The sequence below is a fragment of the Myxococcus sp. XM-1-1-1 genome (genome assembly GCF_020037095.1).
GTDB lineage: Bacteria > Myxococcota > Myxococcia > Myxococcales > Myxococcaceae > Myxococcus > Myxococcus fulvus.
Map to the genome: position 1 here is coordinate 40078 of NZ_JAIQDH010000008.1, position 26546 is coordinate 66623.

A 26546-nucleotide genomic window follows, 5' to 3' on the forward strand; every position below is an offset into this window, starting at 1 on the left:
TCAGCGTGACACGCGTCCGCCTATCTCCGGGAAGCGCTCGTAGGTTCGCAGGAGCGTCTCCAGGTGGGCGGGGCTGTCCAGGTCGAGCGGAGTCTCGGTGAGTTGCACGAGCCACCCGCCCGACTCCGTACGACGCGCTCGCGACAGCAACTCGGCGTCGAGCGAAGGGTCCGGGAATCCGAGGGCTCGCACGGCGTCCGCGGACCAGTAGTTCAACCATCCCAGGTGATAGGGAATCTCGGGCAGACGGATGTGCTGGAAGAGCTTCAGGGCAGGCAGTCCCCGGCGAGGCGCCGGTGGTCCCTCCCGTGTGGGGGCTGTCTGGAACGCGATGTCCAGTGTGGCGTCATCCGGTGTCGCATGACCCCAGAAGGCTTGTACGCCCTCGGCCACGGCTTCGAGCACGGCTGATGCGGCAGTGGCAACCGTCGCATCCAGCGGCAGCTTCGCATGGACCTGGAGTTGTGGCCGCCTCCCCGGGCTCACGTTCGCTGAGCGGAGGCGTCCCGAAATGATGACCGGGTGACGCTCGTCGCCGTTGCAGACGAACGGGAACTCGCCGCGCATGCCCGCTTCGGTCAACCACTCATCGCGTTGAGGCAGAGCGGCGAGCCGTCGGCTTTCGGTGACCGTCCGATCCAAGCGCAAGCCGGGCAAGGCGTGCTCCAGCCCCTGGACGGTGGCGAGCGGCCGTGGGTCGGCACCTGTGAGCGCCGGCGCGTAGACATTGAGGACGAGAGGGCTCTGCGGGGTCATCTCTGGCATCCCGTGACGACGATCGTGAAGTTGGATTCCTGTTTGAGCAGCGCGTCCCGGTGTGCCTCGGTGCTCACGCCGACGACAAAGTCGTATCCACAGTCGATGGCCGTGTCTCGCTCCTTGCTCAGTTGCACGAGTTCCTTCGCGAGCTCCTGCTCCTGGATGAAGCCATTGTATGTGTCGAAGCGGTGGGTCTTGATTTCCCACAGCACGCGCGCGCCGACTTGCAGTGCATCGAAGCGAATCCCGTTCACGCTCACGTCCATGCCGGGGTACCGATTGGGTGGGAAGCTGTCGGCACAGGCATTGTGGGCCACATCCTTGGAGGCACGTGGCACGGGAACGGGCTCGCAGTGGGGATGGCGCGAGCGGCCCACGGGCAGAGGTGGCACAGGCGGTTGTGCGCCCTGCTCCTCGGGGGCCCGCTCAGGCTTCCGGTTGCCTTCTGCTGCTCCGAGCGTCTGCGTCGTTCCGGAGGTATCTCCCGCTTCCTCGGCGTAGCGGTGTCGTAGCTCATGCACCTCCAGTGCATCGTGAATGGCCGCGGCGACCACCACGACACCCAGGACGATGATGGTGCCCACGATGATTTCGGGAGCCGCCAGGACACAGAGTCCGAGCGCCACGGCGGCGGCGCCAGTGGAGGCCACCGAGCATCTCCCCGTGGTGTCACGGAACTCGAGTCGTTCATGGTCAAGGGCCCGATAGCACCGCTCCGCGAGCAGGGGCCACGGCTGGGAGGCTTCGCGAACGGCGCACCGGCCCTGGTCCATCCACGGCAGCGAGGCCGCTCGCTGGAGATTGGCGAGCCGTGGGCTCCGGGACGTGCGCTCCCGAGGCTCAGGTGCCGACGTCGCGCAGGCCGACAGGAGCAGCACAACCACGGCGCAGGCGCCGAATCGCAAGGCGACGTCCTTTCGGGGGCAGGGTGCGCTCCATGCTACCGCCAGCGTCAGCCGCCTCGCGCCAGTTTCGTGAGCAGGAGGTGGACCGCCGGTAGGATGCCGCGTGGGCTCGCGGATGTGCCCGGCAGGAGGACATCAGACGTGGAAGCGACGTCGGACGACTTTGGACCGCCGAGAGACGAGCAGGAAATCTCCGCCGTGTCGGACATCTTGATGCATGCCTATGCCATGACGCCCGCGGACTGCGCCGCGTGGCGACAGCGCCTGGACTCCAACGACCTCCGACTGCTGCGCGAAGGTGGCAAGGTCGCCGGCACCCTGGTCTCCATCCGCAAGGGACAGTGGTTCGGCGGACGCAGCGTGCCCGTCGTCGGCGTGGGCGGCGTGGGCGTCTCCCCTGTCCACCGCGGACAGGGCACCGCCAGTCGCCTGATGACCCGGCTGGTCCAGGAGGCCCGTGCCTCCGGCGCCGCGCTGTCCATCCTGTACCCCGCCACCCAGCCGCTCTACCGGCGCGCCGGCTACGAACAGGCTGGAGCCCGCTATGAGATCCGCGTGCAGATGGCCGCGCTCGAGATGGGCGAGCGCACGCTGTCACTCCGCGCCATCGAGCCGCGCGATGAGGCCGCCATCACTGCCTGCTACAACCGCGAGGCGAGCCTCCGCCCGGGCTGGTTGGACCGCAGCGAGTTCTCGTGGACCCGCGTGCGAAACCCCCGCTCCGAGCAGGTCCACGGCTATCTCGTCGAGGGCGCCTCCGGCATCGAGGGCTATGTCTACCTCGCGCGCAGGCCCCTCAAGGATTTGCGCCAGGAACTGGCCCTGACCGACCTGGTCGCCAGCACCCCGGCGGCGGCGCGCCGGCTCCTGCGCTTCCTCGGTGACCACCACTCCCTGGGCACGGAGGTCGTCTGGTACGGCGGCCCGGACGACCCGTTCCTCCTGCTCCTTCGCGAGCAGTCGTACACCGTGAAGGTCTACATGCACTGGATGGCGCGCGTGCTCGACGTGCGGCGCGCGCTCGAGTCGCGAGGCTGGACGCCGGGGCTGTCCGGCTCGCTGCACCTCGAGGTGGCCGACGAGCTGTTCGAGGAGAACCGCGGTCGCTTCGTGCTCGACGTCCAGGACGGCGTGGGCCGCGTGACGCGCGGAGGCGAGGGCCGGCTGAAGCTGGACATCCGCCAGCTCGCGACGCTGTACACGGGCTTCCAGTCCGCGGCCGCGCTGCGCTCGGTGGGGCTCGTGGAGGCGGATGACGCCTCGGTGCGCTCGGCGATGGCCCTGTTCGGCGGCCCCCAGCCGTCCCTGCGCGACATGTTCTGACACGGCAGGCCCGCCAGGGGCCCGGGTGGCTACCGCCCCGAGGGCAGGAGGTGGTAGGAGCCCGGGACCTCATTCGTGGAGGAGCGGTCCATGCGGGCGTTCGTCACCGGCGGTTCCGGTTTCGTGGGCAGGTATCTCCTGGCGGCGCTCAAGTCGCGCGGCGAGCCGGCGCGTGCCCTGGCGCGCTCGCCCGTCGCCATGTCCACCGTGGCGGCCGCCGGAGGCGAGCCCTTCGAGGGCGACCTGTCCGACGTGGACGTCCTCGCGCGCGGCATGCAGGGCTGCGACACCGTCTTCCACTCGGCCGCGCTGGTGAAGTCGTGGGCCCCTCGCGCGGAGTACTACGAGGCCAACGTGCGCGGCACGGAGCGCGTCCTGGAGGCCGCGCGCGCCGCGGGCGTGAAGCGCTTCGTGCACGTCAGCACGGAGGCGGTGCTCGCGGACGGCACGCCCCTGGTGAAGGCCAACGAGTCCTGGCCGCTCCCCGAGCGCCCCATCGGCGACTACCCGTCCACCAAGAACGAGTCCGAGCGCCGGGTGCTGAGCGTGAACTCGGCGGACTTCACCACCGTGGCGGTGCGGCCCCGGCTGGTGTGGGGGCTCGGCGACACGTCGGTGCTGCCGCAGATGGTGGACGCGGTGCGCACCAAACGTTTCAAGTGGGTGGGAGACGGGCGCTACCTGAGCTCCACCTGCCACGTGGTCAACTGCGTGGAGGGCATGCTGCTGGCCGCGGAGAAGGGGCGGGGCGGCGAGGCGTACTTCCTCACGGACGGGGAGCCCGTGGTGTTCCGGGACTTCGTCACCGCGATGCTCAGGACCCAGGGCGTGGACCCGGGCACCAGCACGATTCCGTACGGCCTGGCGGCGGTGGTGGCCACGGTGGCGGACCTCGTGTGGGGGACCTTCGGACTTCCGGGCCGGCCGCCGCTCAGCCGCACCGAGGTCCTGCTCATCGGCCGCGAGGTGACGGTGAGCGACGAGAAGGCCCGCCAGGAGCTGGGCTACGAGGGGCGGATGCCGCGCGCCATGGGACTGAAGGAGATGGAGGCGGCGTTCCAGGAGAAATCGTCACAGGCCGCCTGAGGCGCGCCGGGTGCGTGTGCGGTAGCCTTGTGGGCGGCCAGTGCACCGGGAGGATGGGCCATGCGTAGGTTCGAGTTCGTCGAGGGAACCAGCTCCAAGTTCTGGCAGCCGGAGGTTCAGGGCAACGTCTTCATCGTCACCTTCGGCCGCATCGGCACCGCCGGGCAGCGCAAGGAGAAGGCCTTCGCCGACGCCGCGAGCGCGCAGAAGGAGTACGACAAGAAGGTCGCAGAGAAGGTGCGCGAGGGCTACCAGGAGGTGACGGAAGGGGGCGCTCCCGCCGTCGCCGTGGCCGCGCCTCCCGCCGCGCCGAAGCAGACGCCGCTGCCGCGCCGCGTGCCCGTGGCCACGCCGACGCAGGCGACGCTGGACGCCGCCGCCGAGGCGCTCGCGGGGCTCCGGGCCCGCCTGGGCTGGCGCAGCTGGGAGGTCACCTCTCGCGCCCGTCGCGCGCGCAGGGCGCTCAGGGCCCTGGGCGGCGTGGACCCGGCCGCGCACGCGCAGCTGGCGCCCGTCTTCGAGGCGCTGATGAAGCGCGTGGTGGCGACTCCGAAGGAGGGGCGCTTGCCGCTGCGCCACGCGCTGGGGTTGTTGAGCGAGCTGGACGTGGCCGCCTTCAGCCGCGCGGTGGCGCTGTGGAAGTCCGCGCCGGAGTCGGGCGAGCTGGGCATGGTGCGTCGCGCGGACTCGCTGGGCGAGCCGGAGCTGGCGCTGCGGCTGGGGCTGCTGTTGGCGGAGCGCCCCGGGTTCAAGGGCAGCGCCTCCGAGGAGGGCTGGGCGAAGCGCTGGAATCAGTTGCGGCCGCACGTGGAGAAGAAGCTGTCCGAGTCCGGCGGCTCGCTGTCCGAGTGGGTCAAGGGCGTGAGTGCGGGAAGCGAGACGCCGCTGGCGGGACGACTCTCCCGGCTGGAGGCCTGAGGCGCGACATGCTGGATGGGGGACGCGGCGGCACATGACACCCAGGGTTCTCATCGTCGTCGGCTTCATCGCCGCGCTGGGTGGGGTTCTGTACCTGACCTCGGAGCGGGGGCCCCGGTCGACGGAGGTCCCGGAGGCGGGGACGCCGCTGCCCACCTCGGTGTCCCGGCCCTCGAGGCCGGGCAAGGTGGTGGACGTCACCTTCCTCTACAGCACGGAGAAGAAGGACTGGGTGGAGGCGGCGGCGCGGGACTTCGAGCGCGCGCACCCGTCCATCCGTCTGACGTTGGTGGGGCGAGGCTCGCTGGAGGCCGCGCAGGCCATCCTGGAGGGCCGCGAGCAGCCCACGGTGTGGAGCCCGGCGGACAGCGCGGTGTTGCGGATGCTCGCGTCGGACTGGGCGACGGACGCCACGCGTCGGCCGTTGTTCGCGGAGGCCGGTGAGCAGGCGCCGCGTCCGCTGGTGATAACGCCGTTGGTGTTCGTGGTGTGGGCGGACCGGGCGGAGGTGCTGCGCAAGGCGAGTGGTGGCGGCGCGGTGTCGTGGAAGGTCCTCCAGAAGGCGGTGACGAGCCCTCGGGGCTGGCCGGCGATTGGGGGCAAGGGGGAGTGGGGGTTGGTGAAGCTGGGCCACACGGACCCGACGCGCTCGAACTCGGGGCTGCAGGCGTTGCTGCTCGCGACGCTGGAGTACTACGGCAAGCGGGGTGGGCTCACGGTGGAGGACCTGCTGGACCCGGGGTACCAGGATTGGATGAAGGCATTGGAGCGGGGGGTGACGCGCTTCGAGGCCTCGACGGGGACCTTCATGGCGGACATGGTCCGCTTCGGGCCTTCGCGCTACGACATCGCGGTGGTGTACGAGAACCTGGCGATTGCGCAGGTGTCGCAGGCGCAGGGGCGGTGGGGTGAGCTGAAGGTGTCATATCCCGCGCTCACGTTGTGGAGCGACCACCCGGCGGCGGTGCTACAGGGCGACTGGGTGACGCCCGCGCAGAAGGAAGCGGCGCTGGAGTGGCTGCGCTATCTGCACAGCCGGCCGGTGCAGGAGCGGGCGCTCCAGTTCGGCTTCCGGCCGGCGGACCCGGCGGTGCCGTTGAAGACCGAGGACCCGGACAATCCGTTCACGCGGCTGGCGTCCCACGGAGTTCAAGTGGACGTGCCGCCCGTGGCGGAGGTGCCCGAGGGCCCGGTGGTCCGCGACTTGTTGATGCTCTGGTCGCGCGTGCTGACGTCGGGCCGGTAGGGACAGCGTCTACCGCGTCGGCAGCTCGCGGAAGGTGAGGCCCTCCAGGGCGAGTTGGCTCACTGCATCGCGAAACCGCTCCGTGCAGATGACCATCGTGGCGAAGTCGCCCGACCGGAACAGGTCCGCCTCGGTGGGGAGGGTGGCTGCCTCCAGGATGGGCGCATCGGGCCAGCGGAAGGACTGGCGTCCGCAGGTTGCGCAGGCCGGAGGCGTGTCCGCGGGGAGGCTGCTCGGGTGCAGCCGGCCTGTCGGTCGAAGCTGAAGCTCCAGCAGCTCGGGTGGGTTCTTCTGCCGGTGTCGGAGCTCGGTGCGGCAGCCGACGAGTCCACGGACTCCGGCGGTGCGAAGTTGTTCCAGGACCTCCGACCGGAGGAGGAGTCTGATTCCTCCGACCCAGGCCAGTGGACCGAAGGCGCCGAAGGCCTGACCCACCAGCGGGCCGAAGTGCGTGCCGGGTGGAAGCTCCGCTTGGGGAGGTAACAAGGGACGCACCAGCTCGCGCAGTCGGTTGAGCTCGGCGAGAGGTTCCGGTCGAGGTCGCTCGAATGCGCGGTGCTCGGCGAGGCCCGAGAGGTCGACGGAGGGATGGTCATGCCCCACGTCGCTCCAGGTGGCGCCGCACGCAGGGCACTTCACTCCGGGAAGTCGCCACCGATGCGTCGCATCGACTTCCCCGCCGTGCTTCGCGGTGGCCGCCCTGTCCTCGCCCAACAAGAAGTAACGGCTCATGCGTGCCTAGGCTCCTGGGCGGGAATAGTAGGGCTGGATGGGACCTCCGATGAGGTCGAATCGATGAATCAGCTCTCCCGCATGCCGGAAGATCTCCTCGGGACTTGCCTTGGGAGAGGTTCGGATGAAGTCACGCCACGCATCGTTCCAGGCTCCACCTCGCCCCGTGCCGTCATGGATTCGCCTGTGCACGTGAAGGGGAATGGGCATCGTGTAGCTGTGAATCTTGACGCCTTGTTGCTCGAACCAGTCGGCGAGGTCTCGGGCCTGGGGGAAGATGTGGTGCTTCTCCCATCGCCCCGGAGTGAGCTGGCGTGAAGGCGGAATGACCGTCGCTGGAGCGCCATTCCAGTTCGGGAAGACCATGACCGCGCCTGGTGGGAGTTGTTGGGCTCCGCCCCAGTTCCGCCTGGGCCCTCTGCCTGGAGCCGCGCTCGCCGCAGGTGGACGCGCCGGAGGGAAGCGCGCCAGCTCGATGTCTCCGGGAGCGCGTTCGCAGGGGTAGAAGCCGCAGGCTTCGCCCAGACACAGGAGGGAGACGCATTGGTCTTCCTCGGGTGTGTGGCATTCCACCTCGGCTGCGTCCCAGGCCTGCTGCATGGGTGGCTTGCCGAGGGTGGTGCAGCCTGAGAAGGACGCGAGGACCAACGCAACCAGAGGGGCGTGCAGGGTTCGCATGGGTTGGCATGGTACGAGGGGCATCTGTCATGCCCTCGAGAAGGAGGGCCGCGAACGGCGCTTCACATTCCCCTCGTCGTTCAGTGCCCCGCGTGCTGGGCGCCCTGGCTTCCGGATGCGCTCGCGACCACCTTGGCCGCAGGTGAGGGGAGGGGGCATGAGGGCGTTGGCATCCTGGACATGGAAGGTGTTGGGGTTGGTGTTGCTCCTGGGCGGAAGTGGGGCCCGTGCGTTCAATGACGCGGACGCGCTGAAGGTGGTGGGGTTCGCGCGGACGCAGCTTCGGAAGTCCGCGGCCGCCATGCCGAACGAGACGCGCTCTCCGAAGGCCTCACGCGCGGATGGGACGTGGACGACGGTGGCCAACACGGACGAGGTCGCGTGGACGCAGGGCTTCTTCCCAGGCGGCCTGTGGCAGCTCTACCAGGTGGGGCTGGAGCCCTCGTGGCAGAGCAAGGCCGACCGATGGACGCGGCCCCTGGAGGTGCAGAAGACGAACCGGAAGACGCATGACCTGGGCTTCAAGATGTTCCTCAGCTTCGGCAATGCCTACCGGCTCACCGGAGACGCCTACTACCGCAACGTGCTGCTGACCTCCGCCGAGTCCCTGGCGGCCCGCTACAACACGCGCATCGGCATCATCGACTGTTGTGACTGGAACTCCGCGTGGGACGTGCCGCTCGTCACGGACACGATGATGAACCTGGAGCTGCTCCTGTGGGCCTCGGCGAACGGCGGGCGCGCGGAGCTGCGCACCATGGCCGTCAACCATGCGCTCACCACGCTGCGAGACGCGGTGCGCCCGGATGGCAGCTCGTTCCACTATGTGGACTACAACGCCGCCACCGGCGCCATCCGCTCCAAGGGCACCTTCCAGGGGTACTCCACCAACTCCACCTGGGCCCGAGGCCACGCGTGGCTCATCCATGGGTACACCATGGTGTACCGATACACGGGGGACTCTCGGATGCTTGCCGCCGCGCGGAAGGTGACGGACTGGTACCTGTCGCGCGTGCCGACGGACATGGTGCCCAAGTGGGACTTCGATGCGCCAGGAACGCAGAAGGACTCCTCCGCCGCGGCCATCGTCGCCTCGGCGCTGCTGGAGCTGAGTCAGCTGGAGACGGATGCCGCGCGCAAGACGCGCTACCGCGACGCCGCCCTGCGCACGCTCGACACCCTGGTGTCTCCCGCGTACTTCGCGCAGGGCACCAACAGCCCGGGACTGCTGCTGCATGGCGTGGGGCACCTGCCCGCGAACCAGGAGGTCGACGTCAGCCTCATCTACGGCGACTACTACTTCCTGGAGGCGGTGCTGCGCTTCAATCCCAACCCTCCGTACCCCTGGTACTCGAAGCTCTCCTTCTTCGAGAGCCAGCACCGGCTGGGCAGTGGCAACACCGGCGTGCGCACCATCGAGTTCGACGTGACGCCGCTCGCCTCCCGGCAGGATGGAACCATCGGCTACACGGACAGCTCCACCTCGGTGACGGACTACGCCTCGCTGAACATGACGGTGCGCATGAACCTGGAGGGGTACTTCGACGTGCGCAATGCGGGCGCGTATGCGTCACTCACCCGGGTTCCGTATGTCAATGGCCGCACGTACCACGTGCGCATCCTCGCGGACCTGCCCGCGCGTCGCTACAGCGTCTGGGTGCGGCCTCCTGGAGGCAGTGAGGTGCAGATTGCGAACCGGTTTGTCTTCCGCACGGGCGCGCCGCCCATCGACGACCTCGGCCGCGCCTCCGTCCGGACCCTCATCGCGGACAGTGACTTCCGCGTCCTGAATCACCAGGTGCGGGCCGGCGTCACGGCGTCCGTGAGTGACGAGTCCACCGAGGCCCTGAGCGATGCCGAGGAGTCCTTCGGCTGTGGGGCGACCCCCGGTCGGGCCACGTCATCCGGAGTGCTGACCGTGCTCGGCGTCATGGTCCTGCTTCAGCGGAGCCTTTCGACGAGACGGCGACGCTGACCCGTGACAGGAGCGGGGCGCTCAAATCACCCCATCCCATCCCTGGTCATGGCGGCGGAACAGCTCGCGCAGTCCGGCGACCTGTGACTCGGCAAGCGGCCCCCTGGACAGGATGTCCAGGTTGCGCCGCAGCCGTGACGCCTGGGTGGTGCCGACGATGCACGCGCTCACCCCGGGGGCATGGGCCGCGAAGCGCAGCGCCAGCTCATCCCACTTGAGCCCGCCCAGGTCCACCTGCATCGCCCGCATCCTGTCCCAGTACTGCCCCACGTCGTGCGCCTGGGGCCGCGTGTCGTGGCGCCAGGCGGCGTTGCCCAGGGGCCGCTTGGCGATGACCCCCACGCCCATCCCCGCCGCGCGCGGCACCGCCCCCTCCAGCGCCCGCTGGTCGAACACATTCACGGAGGTCTGCACGCAGCCGAAGGCCCCGTTGGCCAGCGCCACCTGGAGCGCGGCGTTGTCCCCCGAGTACGCCGCCACGCGCACCTTGCCCTGGGCGACCGCGCGCCGCAGGGCGTCCACCAGCTCCGTGCGCCGCAGCACCTCCTCGGGACACGAGTGAAGGTGCATCACGTCGACGTAATCCGTCCGCAGCCGCCGCAGCGCCTGGTCCACGCCTCGCGTGATGCACTCGGGCGTCCAGTCCTCCACCCCCGGCACGCCGTAGCCACACTTGGTGGACAGGACGACGTCGCCCCGGCGCGCACCGAGGAACCGGCCGATGCGCTCCTCGGACGCGCCGTAGCTCGGCGCCGTGTCGATGAGGTTCACCCCCGCGTCCAGCGCGCCGAGCAGCAGTGCCTCCACCGCCCGGTCCTCCAGCTCCGCGCTCCCCAAGGGCCCCGCGCCCAGCCCCAGCGCGGACACCTTCAGGCCCGTCATCCCCAGCGGACGGCGCTCCAGACGTTGCACGGTGACAGCCTCCTCGCGCGACCCGCAGGGAACGGACCGGCGGGTCAGCATGTCACGCCGCACGTCGCGTCGGTCAGCGCTCCTTGCGCGCGGCCAGGTCGATGAAGCCCCGGATCCAGGCCAGGTTCACCTGGTGGCACGCGTCCAGGCTCGTGGGCGTGGTGGTCTCCAGCGCCGCCGTGTACGGCACGCCCTGGCGCATGTACCAGTCCGTCACGCTGCCGTCGTGGTACCAGATGAGGCCCGCGTCATCGGTGAAGTTGTTCTCGTCCACCTTCTGGTTGCGAATCACCGTGGCGTGCTTCGACGCGGCGTCGACGAGCGGCAGGTACGCGGCCTTGTCCCCGAAGACGTACGCATATGTCGCGGCGCCGCCCAGGTAGTTGTCCTGGTGGATGTCCAGCGCGGCGTTCGGCGCGGGCCAGCGCGCCAGGTCCGCGCGCACCGCCCGCGTCTCCTTGGGCCCGCCGTCGTAGAGCGCCCAGCGCAGGTGCGCCTGGCCGGGGTTCAGCTCTCCTCGCCACTCGCCCGGCGCCACCTCGTAGCGCATGAAGTCGTTGTTCGGCTTCTCCCCGCTGCGGTTGTAGCGGGTGCCGTCCTCGAAGCCGGAGGGGTTGATGCACGGATACACGCGCAGCCCCACGCCGCGCTCCTTCGCGTAGGCCACCACCTCCGGCAGGCGCTCGGCCAGCGTGAGCGGACCCGCGGGCTCCTCACCATGGAAGCCGGAGGTGATGACCAGCCAACGCTCACCGGGCACGATGATGCGGAAGAGCGGGTAGGTCTGCCCGCCCTCGATGACGTGTCCGTATTCGGCCACTTCACCGAGGTTCTCGAAGGAGCGGATGCGTTGCGCGTAGTCGGTGTACCGGTATCTCACGCTCCCAACCTATGCGCGGCGCGCCTCGTCGCCTACCCATTCCTACCCGCGGGCAGACGAAGGCCGTTGAGTGGGGGACGCGGCTCCTCACTCCAGGCCGGTGCGCTCGCGGAACTCCGTGGCCAGCGCCTTGCGCTGCTCGGGCGTGAGCGTGCCGTGCACCTCCAGCGCGGCGTCCGTCGCCTGGTGGGCGAACGCGCGCAGGGCCTCGATGCGCTCGTCCACCAGCGCGTGCAGCCGCTTCGCGTCGGGCGTGGCGGACTCCAGCTGGCCCACCACTTCCGAGCGCACCCCGCGCTGCTCCTCGGCCAGCTTCGCGCCCTGCTCGAGCATGCGGTCCTTCACCGCGTGGATGGACTGACGCTGGGCCTCCGTCGCGTCCAGGTCATCCAGCTTGTCGTTGAGCTTCCACGTCACCACCTGCTTGATGCGCTCGGGGTTGTGGCCCCAGCCGTGGTGCCCTCCGCGAAAGGCGAAGCCGCTGAGCAGCACGACGGCGACGACGGCGGAACTGGCGATGGCGAGCTTCTTCATCATGGTCTTCTCTCCGGCAAGGGGCGCGCGGAAAGCGGCCCCGGTGGCTGCGCCGTACTGGCGACGCTGCCCAATGTGCCGGCCGGGTTTTGGGCGCGCTTGTACCGGGCGTGAAGAAACATGAAGGCCCGTGCGCCCCCGGAGTTCCACCCCGGACGTGCTCGCCTGGACGCCGGGTGGGGAGGCGCGCGGAGTCAAGTTCTCCGAGGGCCCCGGGCCGCCATTTTCCGACGGGGACACGACGGCGCAAGAGGCCGATTTTCCGGCCTCCAGGGCCCCTCGCGCGCGGGGCGCACACTGGACTGGCGAGCAGGGGGCGAGGGCCATACTGTTCGCCTCACCATGTCCTTTACCCACCTGCACCTTCACACCCTGTACTCACTGCTCGATGGGGCCATCCGGATGAAGGACCTCATCAAGACGGTGAAGGAGAAGGGGATGACGAGTGTCGCCGTGACGGACCACGGCAACATGTTCGGCGCCATCGACTTCTACAAGAAGGCGAAAGACGCGGGCATCAAGCCCATCCTCGGCATGGAGGCGTACGTCGCCGGTCCCAAGGGGCGTGAGGACCGCTCGGAGAAGGTCTCCCACCACCTCATCCTCGTGGCGAAGAACGCGGAGGGCTACGCCAACCTGCGCTACCTGTCGTCCACGGCGTACATGCAGGGCTTCTACTACCACCCGCGCATCGACAAGAAGGTGCTCGCCGACCACAGCAAGGGCCTGTTCGCGCTGACGGCGTGCCTGGGCGGCGAGGTGACGAGCGCGTGCTTCCGCGGGGACATGGACCACGCCCGCCGCGCGGCCCAGGAGTACAAGGACATCTTCGAGCCCGGGCACTTCTTCCTGGAGGTGCAGTCCAACGGGATGCCCGAGCAGGACAAGGCCAACGAGAACCTGATGCAGCTGTCGCGGGACCTGGACATCCCGCTGTGCGCCACCGCGGACGCGCACTACATCAAGCGCGAGGACGCGCGCGCACACGAGCTGCTCATGTGCATCGCCAGCGGCAAGACGCTGGCGGACAACAAGCGCCTGAAGCACGCCACCGACAAGCTCTACGTCACCAGCCCCACGGAGATGCTGGAGTTCTTCAAGGACACGCCCGAGGCGGTCCACAACACCCAGCGCATCGCCGAGCAGTGCAACCTGGAGCTCAAGCTGGGCAAGCCCATGCTGCCCACCTTCAAGGTGCCCGACAGCCACACGCCGGACAGCTTCATGGCGGAGCTGGCCTACGAGGGCCTGCGCGAGCGCTTCAACGAGCTGGCGGCCACGGTGACCTACCCCATCGACCGCGAGCAGTACCAGGCGCGCCTGTCGCTGGAGATTGGCGTCATCCAGAAGATGGGGTTCAGCGGCTACTTCCTCATCGTCCAGGACTTCATCAACTGGGCGAAGAAGATGGGCATCCCCGTGGGCCCGGGCCGTGGCTCCGGCGCCGGCAGCCTGGTGGCGTACGCGCTGCGCATCACCGACGTGGACCCCATCCCGTACAACCTCCTGTTCGAGCGCTTCCTGAATCCGGAGCGCGTGTCGATGCCCGACTTCGATATCGACTTCTGCCAGGACCGGCGCGACGAGGTCATCCAGTACGTCGGCCGCAAGTACGGCGAGATGAACGTGGGGCAGATCATCACCTTCGGCTCGCTGAAGGCCAAGAGCGTGCTGCGCGACGTGTGCCGCGTGTTCGCGCTGCCGTTCAGCGAGGGAGATCGCATCGCGAAGCTGGTGCCGGAGGTGCTCAACATCACCTTGAAGGAGGCCATCGAGATGGAGCCTCGCCTCAAGGAGATGATGGAGAAGCCCAGCAACATCGGCGAGGTGGAGGGCAAGCCCGTCACGACGAAGGACGTGCTGGAAATCGCGCTCGCGCTGGAGGGACTGCACCGCCAGCCCGGCATGCACGCGGCCGGCGTGGTCATCGCCGACAAGCCCCTGTGGGAGTTCGTGCCCGTCTACCAGCCGCCGGGTGAGAAGACGCTCATCACCCAGTTCGCCAAGGACGAGGTGGAGGCGGCGGGCTTGGTGAAGTTCGACTTCCTCGGCCTGAAGACGCTCACGGTGATTCAGCACGCGCTGGACCTGGTCAAGCGCAACCACGGCAAGGACATCCCCCGGCACGAGATTCCGCTCAACGACGACAAGGTCTGGGAGCTGATGGCCAAGGGCGACACGGCCGGCGTCTTCCAGATGGAGTCCAGCGGCTTCACGGAAATGGTGGTGAAGCTCAAGCCGTCCTGCTTCGAAGACGTCATCGCCGCCGGCGCGCTCTACCGCCCGGGTCCGCTGGACTCCGGCATGGTGGACGTCTTCATCAACCGCAAGCACGGCCGCGAGAAGGTGTCGTATCCGCACCCCGCGCTGGAGCCGGTGCTCAAGGACACGTACGGCGTCATCGTGTACCAGGAGCAGGTGATGCAGATCTCGCAGGTCCTGGGTGGCTACACCCTGGGCCGCGCGGACCTGCTTCGCCGCGCCATGGGCAAGAAGAAGGCCGAGGTCATGCAGGCCGAGCGCGCCGGCTTCCTCGAGGGGTGTGCGAAGAACAACGTCGACCTGAAGGTCGCGGGTGAAATCTTCGACCTGATGGAGAAGTTCGCCGAGTACGGCTTCAACAAGAGCCACTCGGCGGCGTACGGCCTCGTCACCATCCACACGGCGTGGCTGAAGGCGCATTACCCGTGCGAGTTCATGGCGGCCCTTCTCTCCAGCGAGAAGGACAACACGGACAAGGTGGTGAAGCACATCGGCGAGGCGCGCGAGTCGGGCCTGCAGGTGTTGCCGCCGGACGTGAACCAGTCGGACCTGCAGTTCGGCGCGGTGGAGGGGAAGATCCGCTTCGGGCTGGGCGCCATCAAGGGCGTGGGCGAGGGCGCCATCGAGTCCATCCTGGACGCGCGCAAGGATGGGCACTTCAAGAGCCTGTTCGACTTCTGCGAGCGCGTGGACAGCCGCAAGGTGAACCGCAAGGTGCTCGAGGCGCTGGTGAAGGCGGGCTCGTTCGACTTCGAGAAGCGGCCGCGTCGGCAGATCTTCGACACCATCGAGAAGGCGATGAACCGCGGCTCGGCCAGCCAGAAGGACAAGGCGGCGGGGCAGAGCTCGTTGTTCGGGATGCTGGCGGGGCCGGCGACGGGCGGGGCGGGGCTGAAGGACGACTACGTGGTGGTGGAGGAGTGGTCGGAGAAGGAGCGGCTGGCGCTGGAGAAGGAGGCCATCGGCTTCTACGTGTCGGGCCATCCGCTGCATCAGTACGACAAGGAGCTCAAGCGCTACGCGAAGCCGATTACGGCGGTGCAGCGCGCGCGCAAGGACGACAAGCTCACGGTGGCGGGGGTCGTCACGGTGCTGCGCGAGCGGCCCACGAAGACGGGCAAGCGCATGGCGTGGGTGACGATTGAAGATTTGTCGGGCTCCATCGAGCTGGTGTGCTTCCCGGGCAAGGAGGGGACGCGCAGCGTGATGGGGAGCAACGGCAAGTGGACGAAGCAGGGGCCCAAGCCGGGGTTCGAGAACTGGGAGCACCTGCTGAAGTCGGACGACCCCATCCTGGTGACGGGGACGGTGCAGATCAGCCAGCGTGACGAGGACTCGCCCACGCCGGAGCTCATCGTCGACAACATCCAGAGCCTGAAGGAGGTCCGTGAGAAGCGCACCAAGCGGCTGGAGCTGCGGGTGCCGGCGGACCTGCTGACGGAGGACCGGGTGGCGAAGCTCAACGAACTGGCGAAGAAGTACGCGGGGGCCACGCCCGTGGCCGTCAGCGTGCTGTTCCCCGGTGAAGCGGAGGCGCTCATCGGGAACACGTCCCTGAAGGTCCAGGTGCATGACGACCTGCTGCTCGCCGTGGACCGACTGTTCGGGATGAAGGTGGTCGAGTTCGGCTGATGAAGGGGCGCTGTCACGCGCCGCTTTCGCGTGGGTGAGGTACGGTGCGCTCACTCTCGCGGGAGGTCGTGATGGACGCCACGTACAAGTCGCTGCGCATCGAGAAGGCGGATGGAGTCGCCGAGGTGGTTCTGCTGGGCCCTGGGCGTGGCAATGCCATGGGCCCGGACTTCTGGCGGGAGATGCCGGAGGCCATCCGCGCACTCGATGACGATGACTCCGTCCGTGTGGTGCTCGTCCGTGGCAACGGCGACCACTTCACCTACGGCCTGGACCTCATGGGCATGATGGAGTCCCTGGGGCCGCTGCTCACCGGCGACAACAACCTCGCCCTGGAGCGCACCCGGCTGCTCAAGCTCATCGGCGACATGCAGCAGGCCACCGAGGGAGTCGCCCGCTGTCGCAAGCCCTTCATCGCCGCCGTGCACGGCTGGTGCATCGGCGGAGGCATGGACCTCATCGCCGCGTGCGACTTCCGCTACTGCTCGCGCGACGCGAAGTTCTCCCTTCGCGAGGTGAAGGTCGGCATCGTCGCGGACCTGGGCGCTCTCCAGCGCCTGCCTCGCATCATCGGCGAGGGCCACACCCGCGAGCTCGCCTATACCGGCGGCGACGTGGACGCCGAGCGCGCCCTTCGCATGGGCCTCGTCAACGAGGTGTTCCCCTCCGCGGAGGAGATGCTCACCCAGGCCCGTGCCACCGCGCGCCGCATCGCCGACAATCCGCCCCTCGTCGTCCAGGGCGCCAAGCAGGTCATGGAGTACTGCGCCGACAAGTCCACCGCCGACGGCCTGCGCTACGTCGCCGTGTGGAACTCCGCCTTCCTCCAGTCCCACGACCTCGCCGAGGCCTTCTCCGCCTTCGCCGAGCGCCGCCCCGCCAGGTTCCTGGGCCGCTGAGTCCACCGACGTCCAAGTCTCGGGAGTCCCTCGGAATGACGGAGACGGTTGGCTTGCTGGGCTATGGGCGCTTCGGTCGCGCCCTCTCGGGGCTGCTCGCGGACGCGGACATCCCCCACCGCGTCCATGACCCGAAGCTCGATGAGGTCCCTCCCAAGCTCCAGGCCGGCTCGCTCGCGGAACTGGCCACTCGCTCCTCGCTGCTCGTGCTGGCGATGCCCGTCACCGCCATGCACGACGCGCTGACCTCGCTGCGCCCCTTGCTGTCCCCCACCCAGCTCGTCATCGACGTGGGCAGCGTGAAGGTGAGCCCCGTGCAGGCGCTTGCCTCCGTCCTGGGACGCGACATCCCGTGGGTGGGCACGCATCCGCTCTTTGGCCCCGCGAGCCTCGCGCGCGGTGACGCCCGGCGCACCGTGGTGTGTCCCAACTCGCTACACCCCGAGGCCGCACAGCGGGCCCGCGCGCTGTTCGAGCGGCTCGGCTGTGAAGTGACGGAGATGACTCCCGAGGCACACGACGCGCTGATGGCTCGCACGCATGTGCTCACGTTCTTCCTCGCGCACGGGCTCGTGAAGGCCGGAGTGGGGAAGGGCATCCCCTTCGCGCCGCCCAGCTTCCAACCCGTGGCCCGATTGGAGGAGTACGCACGCACCGAGGTGCCCCACCTCTTCAACGTCGTGCAGTCGGAGAACCCCTACGCCCGCGAGGCTCGCGCGGAGCTGCTCGCGGCCCTCACCGAACTCCACCAGGGACTCGAGGCCTCCGCGAAGGCCGTGCGCAGCCCCACCGCGCCTCCCGCCCTGCTCGACGTGCGCCAGCGCATCGACCAGGTCGACCGTGAGCTGGTCTCACTGCTCGCGCGCCGCGCTCGACTCGTCCAGGACGCGGCCCGCGTGAAGTCCGAACACGGGCTCCCGTTCCCCGACGCCGAGCGGGAAGCCTCCATGCTCGACACCCGACGCGCATGGGCCGAGCACGACGGTCTCCACACCGGCTCCATCGACGAGGTCTTCCACGCCGTGCTGCGCCTGTGCCGCGACACCGTCACCCAACCCGAAGAGGAGCCCTGACCCTCAGCGCTGCACGGTGAACGTGGGGTTCAACACCTTCATCGTCCCCTTCGTCACCCCGAACTGCTCGTGCACGGCCGCGCGCCGCACCGTCTCCGCCGGGGAGATTCTTCCCGCGAGCAGCTCCTGATACGCGCCCAGCACCCGCGTGGCCTCCTCGCGCGACTCCCGCACGAACTCCACGCGGAAGCGCCGCACCCCACGGGCCAGCAGTGAGGGCACCAGCGACGCCGCGCTCTGCGCCTGCGCGTTGAACACCGTGTTCCGACACCCCACGTCCACCACCACCGGGTGCTCCAGGCCCTTGTGGTCGCGCAGCGACAGCCGGTGCTTCTCACACGGCCGCCCACAGCTGCGGTAGTCACGCCCGTGCGACAGCGTGTGCGAATACACGCAGTGCTCGGTGTGGAACGTCGAGATGTGGTGGTGCACCGTCACCGCGAAGCGCTCGGCGGGCAGGTGCTCCAGCATCGCCCCCAGCTGCACCGCGTCCAGGTCGTGCGCGAACGTCAGCGTGTCCAACCCCAACCCCAACAGGTGCAGCGCCGTCACGGAGTTGGTCACGTTGAGCGAGAAGTCCCCGTGCAGCGCGGGCCGCGTCTCGCCCGGCGCGAACGGCCGCTCCAGGAAGTGCATCATCGCGCCCCAGTGCCGCGCCAGCACCGCGTCCGGCTTGAGCTTCGCGATGCGCGCGTCGTAGCCCTCCTCTCCGGGCTTCTGCACCCGCACCGTCGCAATCGTCACCTTCAGCCCCGCCGCCTTCGCCCGCTCCACCGCGCGCTGGAGCCCCACCAGCTCCATCCAGTCCAGCTCCACCTCGGGCAGCCCCGCGGCAATCACCGCCTCCAACTGCTCGTCCGTCCGGCACAGCGGCAACAGCCGCGCGCCCTCGACGACCGACCGGGCGACGACCCGCGCTCGCGCCGAGCCCCGCACCTCGTCAAGCACGGACGACTCGCGCACCGTGCGCGGAAGGCCCCGGGACACCGACTCCGTCAGCTCCGTCACCAGCGAGCGCCGCAGCGCCTTGATTTCCGACACCGGCAGATGCAGCCCCGGCGCCAGCGCGGACACCTCTATCTCCGCCAGATGGAACGGCGTCCCACCCAGCGCCGCCAGCTTGTCCTTCAGCAGCGCAGCGTCCAGTCCGCCCGCCCGGGCCTGCGCGAGCGGCGTCGTGCTCGACGCCGTGGCCACATGCCCACCGCGCGCCGTGCCCGTCACCACCAGCGGCGTCCCCGCCGAGCCCGACACCGTGAGCGTCAGCGGCACACGCCCCTCGGGCTCCCCCTGCGCGAGCAGCTCCTCCGTCTGCTTCACCAGCGCGGGATCACTCGTCACCCAGACGCGCTGCCCCACCGCGACGCGCGACATGTCCGGCCCGGGGTTGCCGAAGCCCAGCACCCACCCGTGCCCCTTGCGCTCCACGCGGAACAACGGCCCACCGGCCTCGTGCTTGTCCTCGGGATGCCCGTCGTCGAACACCACGCCCATGCCCGGACGCGGTGACAGCTCGGCGGCCACGGGCGCCTCCGTCTCCAGCGGAGACGACACCTTTCCCTGCGGCGCCCCGGCCCTCGAGTCCGCGCCCAGCCCGCCCGTCCACGGACGCCCCTTCGGGTCCTCCACGACGCGCACGTCCCGGCCGTGCACCGACTCCACCACGCCCAGGAACGCACCGCGGTGCTTGGGGAAGCGCCCCTCCACCAGCGTCTGGTGGTCCGAGCCCGCGAAGAACCCGTGCGAGAAGCCCCGGCTGTACGACAGCGTCATGTCGGCCAGGTCCTTGCGCAGCGCGCCCGTGTCGCCCTGTCCCGCGGCGACTCCATCCACCCAGCGCCGATAGCCCCGCACCGCCGTGGCCACGTACTGCGGCCCCTTCTGCCGACCTTCAATCTTCAGCGAGTGCACGCCGACCTCGACCAGCTTCGGCACCGCCATGACGCCCGCGAGGTCCTTGGGGCTGAGCAGGTAGCGCACGTCGCCCAAGTCCTTCGTCTCCCCGTCCACCACCAGGTCGTACGGCAGCCGGCACGACTGCGCGCACTGTCCCCGGTTCGCCGAGCGTCCACCCCACGCCTCGCTGGTGAGGCACTGGCCGCTCCACGACATGCACAGCGCGCCGTGGATGAAGACCTCCAGCTCGATGTCCGTCTCCGACGCCAGCCGCGCAATCTCCGCCACCGACAGCTCGCGCGGCACCACCACGCGCGTGGCGCCCAGGCCCCGGGCGAAGCGCGCGCCCTCCGCGCTCGAAATCGTCATCTGCGTGGAGGCATGCACCTCCATCTGCGGACACACCGCGCGCGCCACCAGCGCCACCGCCGGGTCCTGCACGATGAGCGCGTCCACGCCCGCCGCGGCCACGCGCCGCAGGATGTCCTCCACCACCGGCAGCTCCGGCTCGAACACCAACGTGTTCAAGGTCAGGTACGCCCGGGCGCCCGCGCGGTGCACCATCGCCAGCGTCTCCGGCAGGCGGGCGAGCGAGAAGTTCTCCGCTCGGGCGCGGGCGTTGAAGCCCTCGTCCAGACCGAAATAGATGGCGTCCGCGCCGCTGGCCAGCGCGGCCTTCATGGAGTCGAGGTCACCAGCGGGAGCGAGGATTTCAGGACGACGGCGCATGTCGGGACCTCTAACACAGAGGGCCTCTGCCCGCGTCCGTCCTCAATCGCTCGTGGACGCGGTGCGGCAGGTTCTGGTCAAGTCGCCGCCCGGTTGCTTCCACAGGAGACGAGTCATGGCGGATGGCGTTTTCAAGGACGGGCTGCTCGCGGGCAAGGTGGCCTTCATCTCGGGCGGCAGCAGCGGCATCAACCTCGGCATCGCCGAGGCGTTCGTGAAGGCCGGGGCCAAGGTGGCCATCAATGGCCGCAACGTGGAGAAGCTCGAGGGCGCGGTGAAGGGCCTGCAGGCCCACGGCACCGCGATGGGCGTGCCCGCGGACGTGCGTGACTACGTCTCCGTGGAGAAGGCGCTCCAGACGGTGCGCGACGCGTACGGCGAGCTGGACATCCTCATCTGTGGCGCCGCCGGCAACTTCCCCGCGCCCGCCCTGGGCATGTCCTCCAACGGCTTCAAGGCCGTGATGGACATCGACGTGCTGGGCACCTTCAACCTGTGCCGCGCGGGCTTCGAGCACCTGCGCAAGCCCGGCGCCTCCGTCATCAACATCTCCGCGCCCCAGGCCTACCTGCCCATGGCCATGCAGGCCCACGTCTGCGCCGCCAAGGCGGGCGTGGACATGCTCACCCGCGTGCTGGCGCTCGAGTGGGGCGGCGCTGGCGTGCGTGTCAACGCCATCACCCCCGGCCCCATCGAGGACACCGAGGGCATGCGGCGCCTCGCCCCCAGCGAGGAGGGCACCCAGAAGCTCGCGCAGCTGCTGCCGCTGCAGCGCTTCGGCACCAAGGCGGACATCGCGCGCCTGGCGCTCTTCCTGTCGTCGGATGCCGCGTCCTACATCACCGGCTCCATCATGGTCTGTGACGGCGGCCAGTCCCTGCTGGGCGGCGCCGCGCTGATGGGCGCCCTGGGCATGTAGCCCCCCGCGGGTACGTCTTCGGGGGTAGGTCTGATAGAAGGCGACGCGAGCGGTACCTTCCCTGGGGGGCCGCTCGCCTTCCGGAGAACCGCATGTCCGTCAGCCTTCGTCCGTCACCCCGGCTCCTCGGGTGGGTCCTGCTGTGCCTCGGTCTGTTGCTCGGTTGTGGCGAGGACTCACCGCCCCAGCAGTTCTCGCCCCCGCCGCTGCTGCCGGACGCCGTCGCCTCCACGGTCCTCCTGACGCCGGCGCGGCAGCTCGTCGCGAATGGTGAGGACCGGGGCGAAATCACCGTCTTCGTGAAGGACGAGGACGGCGCGCCCATGGCCGGCCGCACCGTGGCGGTGGCGGTGGCGGGTGAGGGCAACGTGGTGACGCAGCCGGGCCGGACGGATGCAGCGGGGGTGGCGGTCGGCTTCGTGGTCTCCACGCGCGGCGGCGTCAAGCGGGTGACGGCCTCCGTCGCGGCCGAGGGCGGCTCGGTGGTGCTCGTGTCCCAGCCCACCTTCACCTTCGTCTCATCGGTGGCCACGCGACTGGAGTTCTCCACGTCCGTGGTGGATGGCTCGGCGGGCGCGCGGCTTCCGACATTGGGAGTCCGCTTCGTGGACGAGGACGGACGGCTCGTCGCGGATGCCACGTCCCCCGTGACGCTGTCGCTCCCCGTCAACCCCGAGGGCGCGGTCCTGGAGGGGACGCTCACCGTGACGCCGGTGAACGGCGTCGCGCGGTTCGACGACCTGCTGGTCCGCAAGGCGGTGGTGGGACGCAGACTGGTGGCGAGCGCTCCGGGGGTGGCGGACGCCATCCTGGACTCGTTCAACGTGCTCCCGGGGGTGCCCGCATCCCTGGAGGTCGAGGGGCTCGAGGCCGTCGCCGTCGCCGGCACGCAGCGCTCCGCGCAGGTGACGGTGCGCGATGCCTCCGGCAACGTGGTCACGACCTACCGGGGCACGCTCGGGCTGCTCGCCACGGATGACTCGGCCTCGCTGCCCCCGTCCCATGCCTTCACCCCACAGGACATGGGCCGCTTCACCTTCACCGGCATCACGCTGAACCGCGCGGGCAGCCACCAGCTCACCGTGCGCGACGTGGACGTGGCGGTGCTCAGCACGCGGCGGACGGTGGGCGTGGTGGCCGGCGCCGCGTCGGTGCTCGCCATCACCCGCGCGCCTCCCGCGGCCTCCGTGCGCGGCGAGCTGTCGCAAGTGACGGTGGAGCTCCACGATGCCCACGGCAACGTCGCGCTGGTGGGCGCCCCCCAGGTGACGCTGGCGCTGGAGGAGGGCATCCCGCTCGTGGGCGTCACCCAACTGGCGCCGGTGGACGGCGTGGCCCGCTTCACCGGCCTGCGCGTGGACTCGGATGGCGACCATCACCTGCTCGCCACGGCGAGCGGGCTCGCGCAGGCCCGGAGCCAGACGCTCTCCATCATCGATGACCTCCCGCCGGCGCAGCCCACGCTCGCGCTCGGGACGCCGGGCACCGACTCGGTGACGCTGACGTGGACCGCCGTCGGAGACGATGGCCTCCTGGGCCGGGCCACGGCGCAGTCGCTGCGCTACTCGATGTCGCCCATCGTCACCGCCGCGGACTTCGACGGGGCCACGCCCGTGGGCGGTGTGGGGGCTCCCGCGGAGCCTGGAACCGCCGAGTCCGCGACCATCGGGGACCTGACGCCGCAGCAGACCTACCACGCGGCGCTGCGCGTGACGGACAACCGCGGCAACACCACGCTCTCCAACAGCCTGGCCTTCCAGACGCAGAGCAACGACGTGACGCAGGTGGCCTTCACCCCGCAGCCCGCGTCGGGCACCGCGGGGCAGCCGCTGGTGGAGGTGGTCGTCTCCCTCCTGAATCCGCAGGGCGACGTCGTCACCGCGTCCACGCTGCCCGTCACGCTGTCGCTCGTCGGCGGCGCGGACTTCGAGCCGGTGCAGGTCTCCGCGGTGGCCGGCGTGGCGCGCTTCACGAACCTGGTCCTCGAGGAGGCGGGCACGTACCGCTTCGTCGCCACCGCGAACGGGCTGACCGTGCAGAGCGAGGAGTTCGACATCGACGCGGCCGCGCCCGCCGAGCTGGTGCTCACGGGGCTCGCCTCCACCGTCACCGCGGGAGACGAGTCCGCGGTGACGGTGACGGTGGTGGACGCGTTCGGCAACCCCGTGCGGAACTTCACGGGCGCCGTGGCGCTCACCTCCACGGACCCGGACGCGGTGCTCCCCGCGAGCCACACCTTCACGACACAGGACGAGGGCGTGCACGTCTTCGGCAGTCCGGTGGTGCTGGTCACCACGGGCCTGCAGCGCGTGACGGCCACGGGCCCCTCGCAGCTCACCGGCTCGGTCGAGGCGCAGGTCACAAGCGGGGTACCCCACCACTTGACGCTCGAGGGGCTCCCCGCCGAGGTGGAGGCGGGCTCCGAGCACGTGCTCACCCTCAGCATGAGGGATGCGTTCGACAACGTCGTCACCGACTACATGGGCATCGTGGAGCTCGAGTCGAGTGATGCGCAGGCTGAGTTCCCCTTGACGCTCGACTTCGCGGCCCCGAACGCGGGGCAGCTCACCTTCACCGCGGCCCTGAAGAGCACGGGCACGCACACCCTCACCGTGTCGGAGGCGGGGGGCGGGCTGTCGGTCGAGGTCCAGGCGGAGGTGACGCCAGGGCCGGCGGTGTCGATGCTCCTGTCGGTCGCGACACCGATGCCCACGGTAGGTCAGCCGGTCGACGTCACGGTGACGCTCCAGGATGCGTACGAGAACCCGGCCTCGGGCTACCGGGGCACCGTGGAGGTGCGAGTGGCCCAGGACCCGGGGGCCACCCTCCCGGCCCCCTTCACCTTCACCGAGGCCAGCGCGGGCGTGCACGTCTTCAGCGTGACGTTCTCCGAGTCGGACACCATGACCGTCCTGGCCGAGGACACCGAGGACCCGGCGCTGACCGCGTCCCAGGAGGTGAACGTGCTGGACGCCCCGCCGTCTCCGGCGCTGCCGGTCCGGACGCCCCCTCGTCGGTAGTCCAGCCGACAGCCGGGGAGGGCCCACGTGCCCTCCCGGGGTGGGGTGGGGGCGGCCCACTGTCGGCCAGCGTGCCGTCCGGCCGTGAAAGGCTGCTGCTCGTGAGCGGCGGGCGGATTACCTTTGCCCCGCATCCTTCCGTCGCTCCTCGGAAGAACGCGAGGAGCGTGGGTGAAACCCGTCAGCACGCTCAGGAGAGCAGCCCGTGTCTGAAACGCCCGTCACCGACGCTGTCCGCCTCATCACCTGTCCGCCCGCCGAGTTCCGGCGCTCCGGAGAGGCCGCCATGGAGGCCACGCGCGCCGGCATCGCCCGCCTCAAGGGCCTCAAGGCCCCCTACGACGTGGTCCAGGTGCTGGAGCTCTATGACGAGGCCATGGCCTCGCTCGACGACGCGGCTGCCCGCGCGAGCGTCGCCCGGCACTCGCACCCGGAGGCCGCCATGCGCGACGCCGCCGAGGCCGCGGAGCAGGAGCTGGAGACGCTCGCCACCGACATCCGCATGGACCGGGGCGTCTATGACGTCCTCGCCTCGCTGGATGTGTCCGGCCAGGACGCGCAGACGCGCAAGTGGGTGGAGAAGGTGCTGCGCGACTTCCGCCGCTCCGGCGTGGACCGCGACGACGCCACCCGCGCGCGCGTGAAGGCGCTCAACGACGAGCTGGTGAAGATTGGCCAGGAGTTCAGCCGCAACATGCTCCAGGACACGCGCACCGTGTCCCTGCCGCCCGCGGCGCTGGACGGCCTGCCGGAAGACTACGTCCGCGCGCATCCGCCGGGCGCCGACGGACAGGTGGTCATCACCACCGACTACCCGGACATCATCCCGTTCATGACGTACTCGCGCGACGCCAAGGCCCGCGAGCAGATGTGGCGCGCCTTCCGGCTGCGCGGCCACCCGAGCAACACCGACGTGCTCGAGCGCATGGTGGCCCGCCGCCACGAGCTGGCGACGCTCCTGGGCTTCCGCAACTGGGCGGCCTTCGCGACCGAGGACAAGATGATTCGCGACGAGCAGGCCGCCGCGGACTTCATCGAGCGGATTTCCCAGGCGTCCGGCGCGCGGATGCAGCGGGACTACGCGCTGCTGCTCGAGCGCAAGCGCCGCGACGTGCCGGACGCGGCGCGCGTGGACCCGTGGGACCAGGCCTACCTGGAGGACCGCATCAAGGCGGAGCAGTACGCGTTCGACTCGCAGGCGGTGCGTCCCTACTTCGAGTACTCGCGCGTGAAGCAGGGCATGTTGGATTTGACGGCGAAGATGTTCGGCGTCACCTACCGGCGCATCACCGACGCCACGGTGTGGCACCCGGACGTGGAGGCGTACGACGTGCTGGAGGACGGCGCCGTCAAGGGGCGCTTCTACCTGGACATGCACCCGCGCGCGGACAAGTACAAGCACGCGGCCCAGTTCACCCTCACCAGCGGCAAGGCCGGACGCCGGCTGCCCGAGGGCGTGCTGATGTGCAACTTCCCCAAGCCCGGTGCCGAGCCCGCGCTGCTCCAGCACGACGACGTGGAGACGTTCCTCCACGAGTTCGGCCACCTGTTGCACCACATCTTCGGCGGCCACACGCGCTGGGCCGGCGTGTCGGGCGTGCGCACGGAGTGGGACTTCGTGGAGGCGCCGTCGCAGATGCTGGAGGAGTGGGCGCGCGATGCGCCGAGCCTGCAGACCTTCGCGAAGCACTATCAGACGGGCGAGCCGCTGCCCGCGGAGCTGGTGACGCGGATGCGCCGCGCGGAGGAGTTCGGCAAGGGCCTGTGGGTGCGCCAGCAGATGTTCTACGCGGCGCTCAGCCTGGAGATTTACCGGCGGGAGCCGAAGGGCCTGGACGCCACGGCGCTCGTGCGCGAGCTGCAGGGCAAGTACACGCCGTTCCCCTACGTGGAGGGGACGTACTTCCACCTGTCCTTCGGGCACCTGGAGGGGTACTCGTCGAACTACTACACGTATATGTGGTCGCTGGTCATCGCGAAGGACCTCTTCACGGTGTTCCAGAAGCAGGGCCTGCTGTCTCCGGAGCCCGCGAAGGCCTACCGCCGCGCGGTGCTGGAGCCGGGTGGCTCCGACGACGCGGCCCGGCTGGTCCACGCCTTCCTGGGCCGCGACTACGACTACACCGCCTACGAGGCCTGGCTGAACAAGGCCGCGTGAGCGTGACGCC

General features: G+C 69.7%; 19 protein-coding genes. 11 read left to right on the top strand and 8 right to left on the bottom strand.

The window, feature by feature from the left end; all coding sequences use genetic code 11:
* Positions 1-756 (bottom strand): DUF5953 family protein, encoded by a 756-nt coding sequence (locus tag K8640_RS17475; RefSeq protein ID WP_223748059.1) that lies wholly within the window; start codon positions 754-756, stop codon positions 1-3.
* Complete coding sequence (locus K8640_RS17480; protein WP_370640357.1) at positions 753-1409, bottom strand: DUF6310 domain-containing protein; 657 nt, start codon at positions 1407-1409, stop codon at positions 753-755. The genes K8640_RS17475 and K8640_RS17480 overlap by 4 nt, the downstream gene beginning before the upstream one ends.
* Positions 1410-1805: 396 nt before the next feature.
* Between K8640_RS17480 and eis the strand changes: the two genes are divergently transcribed.
* From eis to K8640_RS17500, 4 genes are all read left to right on the top strand, one after another.
* The gene (eis, locus tag K8640_RS17485; protein ID WP_223748061.1) at positions 1806-2987 is read left to right on the top strand and encodes an enhanced intracellular survival protein Eis; all 1182 of its coding nucleotides are present in this window, start codon (positions 1806-1808) and stop codon (positions 2985-2987) included.
* A 90-nt stretch (positions 2988-3077) separates the two neighbouring features.
* On the top strand, positions 3078-4073 hold the full coding sequence (locus K8640_RS17490) for an NAD-dependent epimerase/dehydratase family protein (RefSeq protein ID WP_223748062.1): 996 nt from the start codon (positions 3078-3080) through the stop codon (positions 4071-4073).
* 60 nt (positions 4074-4133) lie between these two features.
* Positions 4134-4991 carry a WGR domain-containing protein gene (locus K8640_RS17495; RefSeq protein ID WP_223748063.1) on the top strand — a complete coding sequence of 286 codons (858 nt, stop codon included), beginning with the start codon at positions 4134-4136 and terminating at the stop codon, positions 4989-4991.
* A 34-nt stretch (positions 4992-5025) separates the two neighbouring features.
* Positions 5026-6237: a substrate-binding domain-containing protein gene (locus K8640_RS17500; protein ID WP_223748064.1), complete on the top strand. Its 1212-nt coding sequence runs from the start codon at positions 5026-5028 to the stop codon at positions 6235-6237.
* A gap of 9 nt (positions 6238-6246) precedes the next feature.
* Here the strand turns inward: K8640_RS17500 and K8640_RS17505 are convergent, their stop codons facing one another.
* Both K8640_RS17505 and K8640_RS17510 read right to left on the bottom strand, forming a co-directional pair.
* The gene (locus tag K8640_RS17505; RefSeq protein ID WP_223748065.1) at positions 6247-6969 is read right to left on the bottom strand and encodes a double-CXXCG motif protein; all 723 of its coding nucleotides are present in this window, start codon (positions 6967-6969) and stop codon (positions 6247-6249) included.
* 6 nt (positions 6970-6975) lie between these two features.
* Complete coding sequence (locus K8640_RS17510) at positions 6976-7647, bottom strand: TIGR02269 family lipoprotein (RefSeq protein ID WP_223748066.1); 672 nt, start codon at positions 7645-7647, stop codon at positions 6976-6978.
* Positions 7648-7804: 157 nt separating this feature from the next.
* Between K8640_RS17510 and K8640_RS17515 the strand changes: the two genes are divergently transcribed.
* On the top strand, positions 7805-9622 hold the full coding sequence (locus K8640_RS17515) for a glycoside hydrolase family 88 protein (protein WP_223748067.1): 1818 nt from the start codon (positions 7805-7807) through the stop codon (positions 9620-9622).
* A 21-nt stretch (positions 9623-9643) separates the two neighbouring features.
* Here the strand turns inward: K8640_RS17515 and K8640_RS17520 are convergent, their stop codons facing one another.
* From K8640_RS17520 to K8640_RS17530, 3 genes are all read right to left on the bottom strand, one after another.
* Complete coding sequence (locus tag K8640_RS17520) at positions 9644-10534, bottom strand: aldo/keto reductase (protein ID WP_223748068.1); 891 nt, start codon at positions 10532-10534, stop codon at positions 9644-9646.
* A 73-nt stretch (positions 10535-10607) separates the two neighbouring features.
* Entirely contained in the window at positions 10608-11414 is an 807-nt protein-coding gene (locus K8640_RS17525; protein ID WP_223748069.1) for a hypothetical protein, read from the bottom strand.
* Between the two features lie 87 nt (positions 11415-11501).
* Positions 11502-11951 carry a Spy/CpxP family protein refolding chaperone gene (locus K8640_RS17530; RefSeq protein WP_141325788.1) on the bottom strand — a complete coding sequence of 150 codons (450 nt, stop codon included), beginning with the start codon at positions 11949-11951 and terminating at the stop codon, positions 11502-11504.
* A gap of 339 nt (positions 11952-12290) precedes the next feature.
* On the opposite strand from K8640_RS17530, the gene dnaE reads away from it, so the two are divergent.
* From dnaE to K8640_RS17545, 3 genes are all read left to right on the top strand, one after another.
* Positions 12291-15842 carry a DNA polymerase III subunit alpha gene (gene dnaE, locus K8640_RS17535; protein ID WP_223748070.1) on the top strand — a complete coding sequence of 1184 codons (3552 nt, stop codon included), beginning with the start codon at positions 12291-12293 and terminating at the stop codon, positions 15840-15842.
* A 71-nt stretch (positions 15843-15913) separates the two neighbouring features.
* Complete coding sequence (locus tag K8640_RS17540) at positions 15914-16741, top strand: crotonase/enoyl-CoA hydratase family protein (RefSeq protein WP_223748071.1); 828 nt, start codon at positions 15914-15916, stop codon at positions 16739-16741.
* Between the two features lie 35 nt (positions 16742-16776).
* Positions 16777-17814, top strand: a complete 1038-nt coding sequence (locus tag K8640_RS17545; protein WP_223748072.1) for a prephenate dehydrogenase/arogenate dehydrogenase family protein — start codon at positions 16777-16779, stop codon at positions 17812-17814.
* Between the two features lie 3 nt (positions 17815-17817).
* Here K8640_RS17545 and K8640_RS17550 read toward each other — a convergent pair whose 3' ends face one another.
* Positions 17818-20439 (bottom strand): U32 family peptidase, encoded by a 2622-nt coding sequence (locus tag K8640_RS17550; protein WP_223748073.1) that lies wholly within the window; start codon positions 20437-20439, stop codon positions 17818-17820.
* Between the two features lie 115 nt (positions 20440-20554).
* On the opposite strand from K8640_RS17550, the gene K8640_RS17555 reads away from it, so the two are divergent.
* From K8640_RS17555 to K8640_RS17565, 3 genes are all read left to right on the top strand, one after another.
* Entirely contained in the window at positions 20555-21358 is an 804-nt protein-coding gene (locus tag K8640_RS17555; protein WP_223748074.1) for an SDR family oxidoreductase, read from the top strand.
* Between the two features lie 92 nt (positions 21359-21450).
* Positions 21451-24378 carry an Ig-like domain-containing protein gene (locus K8640_RS17560; protein ID WP_223748075.1) on the top strand — a complete coding sequence of 976 codons (2928 nt, stop codon included), beginning with the start codon at positions 21451-21453 and terminating at the stop codon, positions 24376-24378.
* Positions 24379-24583: 205 nt separating this feature from the next.
* On the top strand, positions 24584-26536 hold the full coding sequence (locus tag K8640_RS17565) for a M3 family metallopeptidase (RefSeq protein WP_223748076.1): 1953 nt from the start codon (positions 24584-24586) through the stop codon (positions 26534-26536).
* Positions 26537-26546 lie beyond the last annotated feature (10 nt).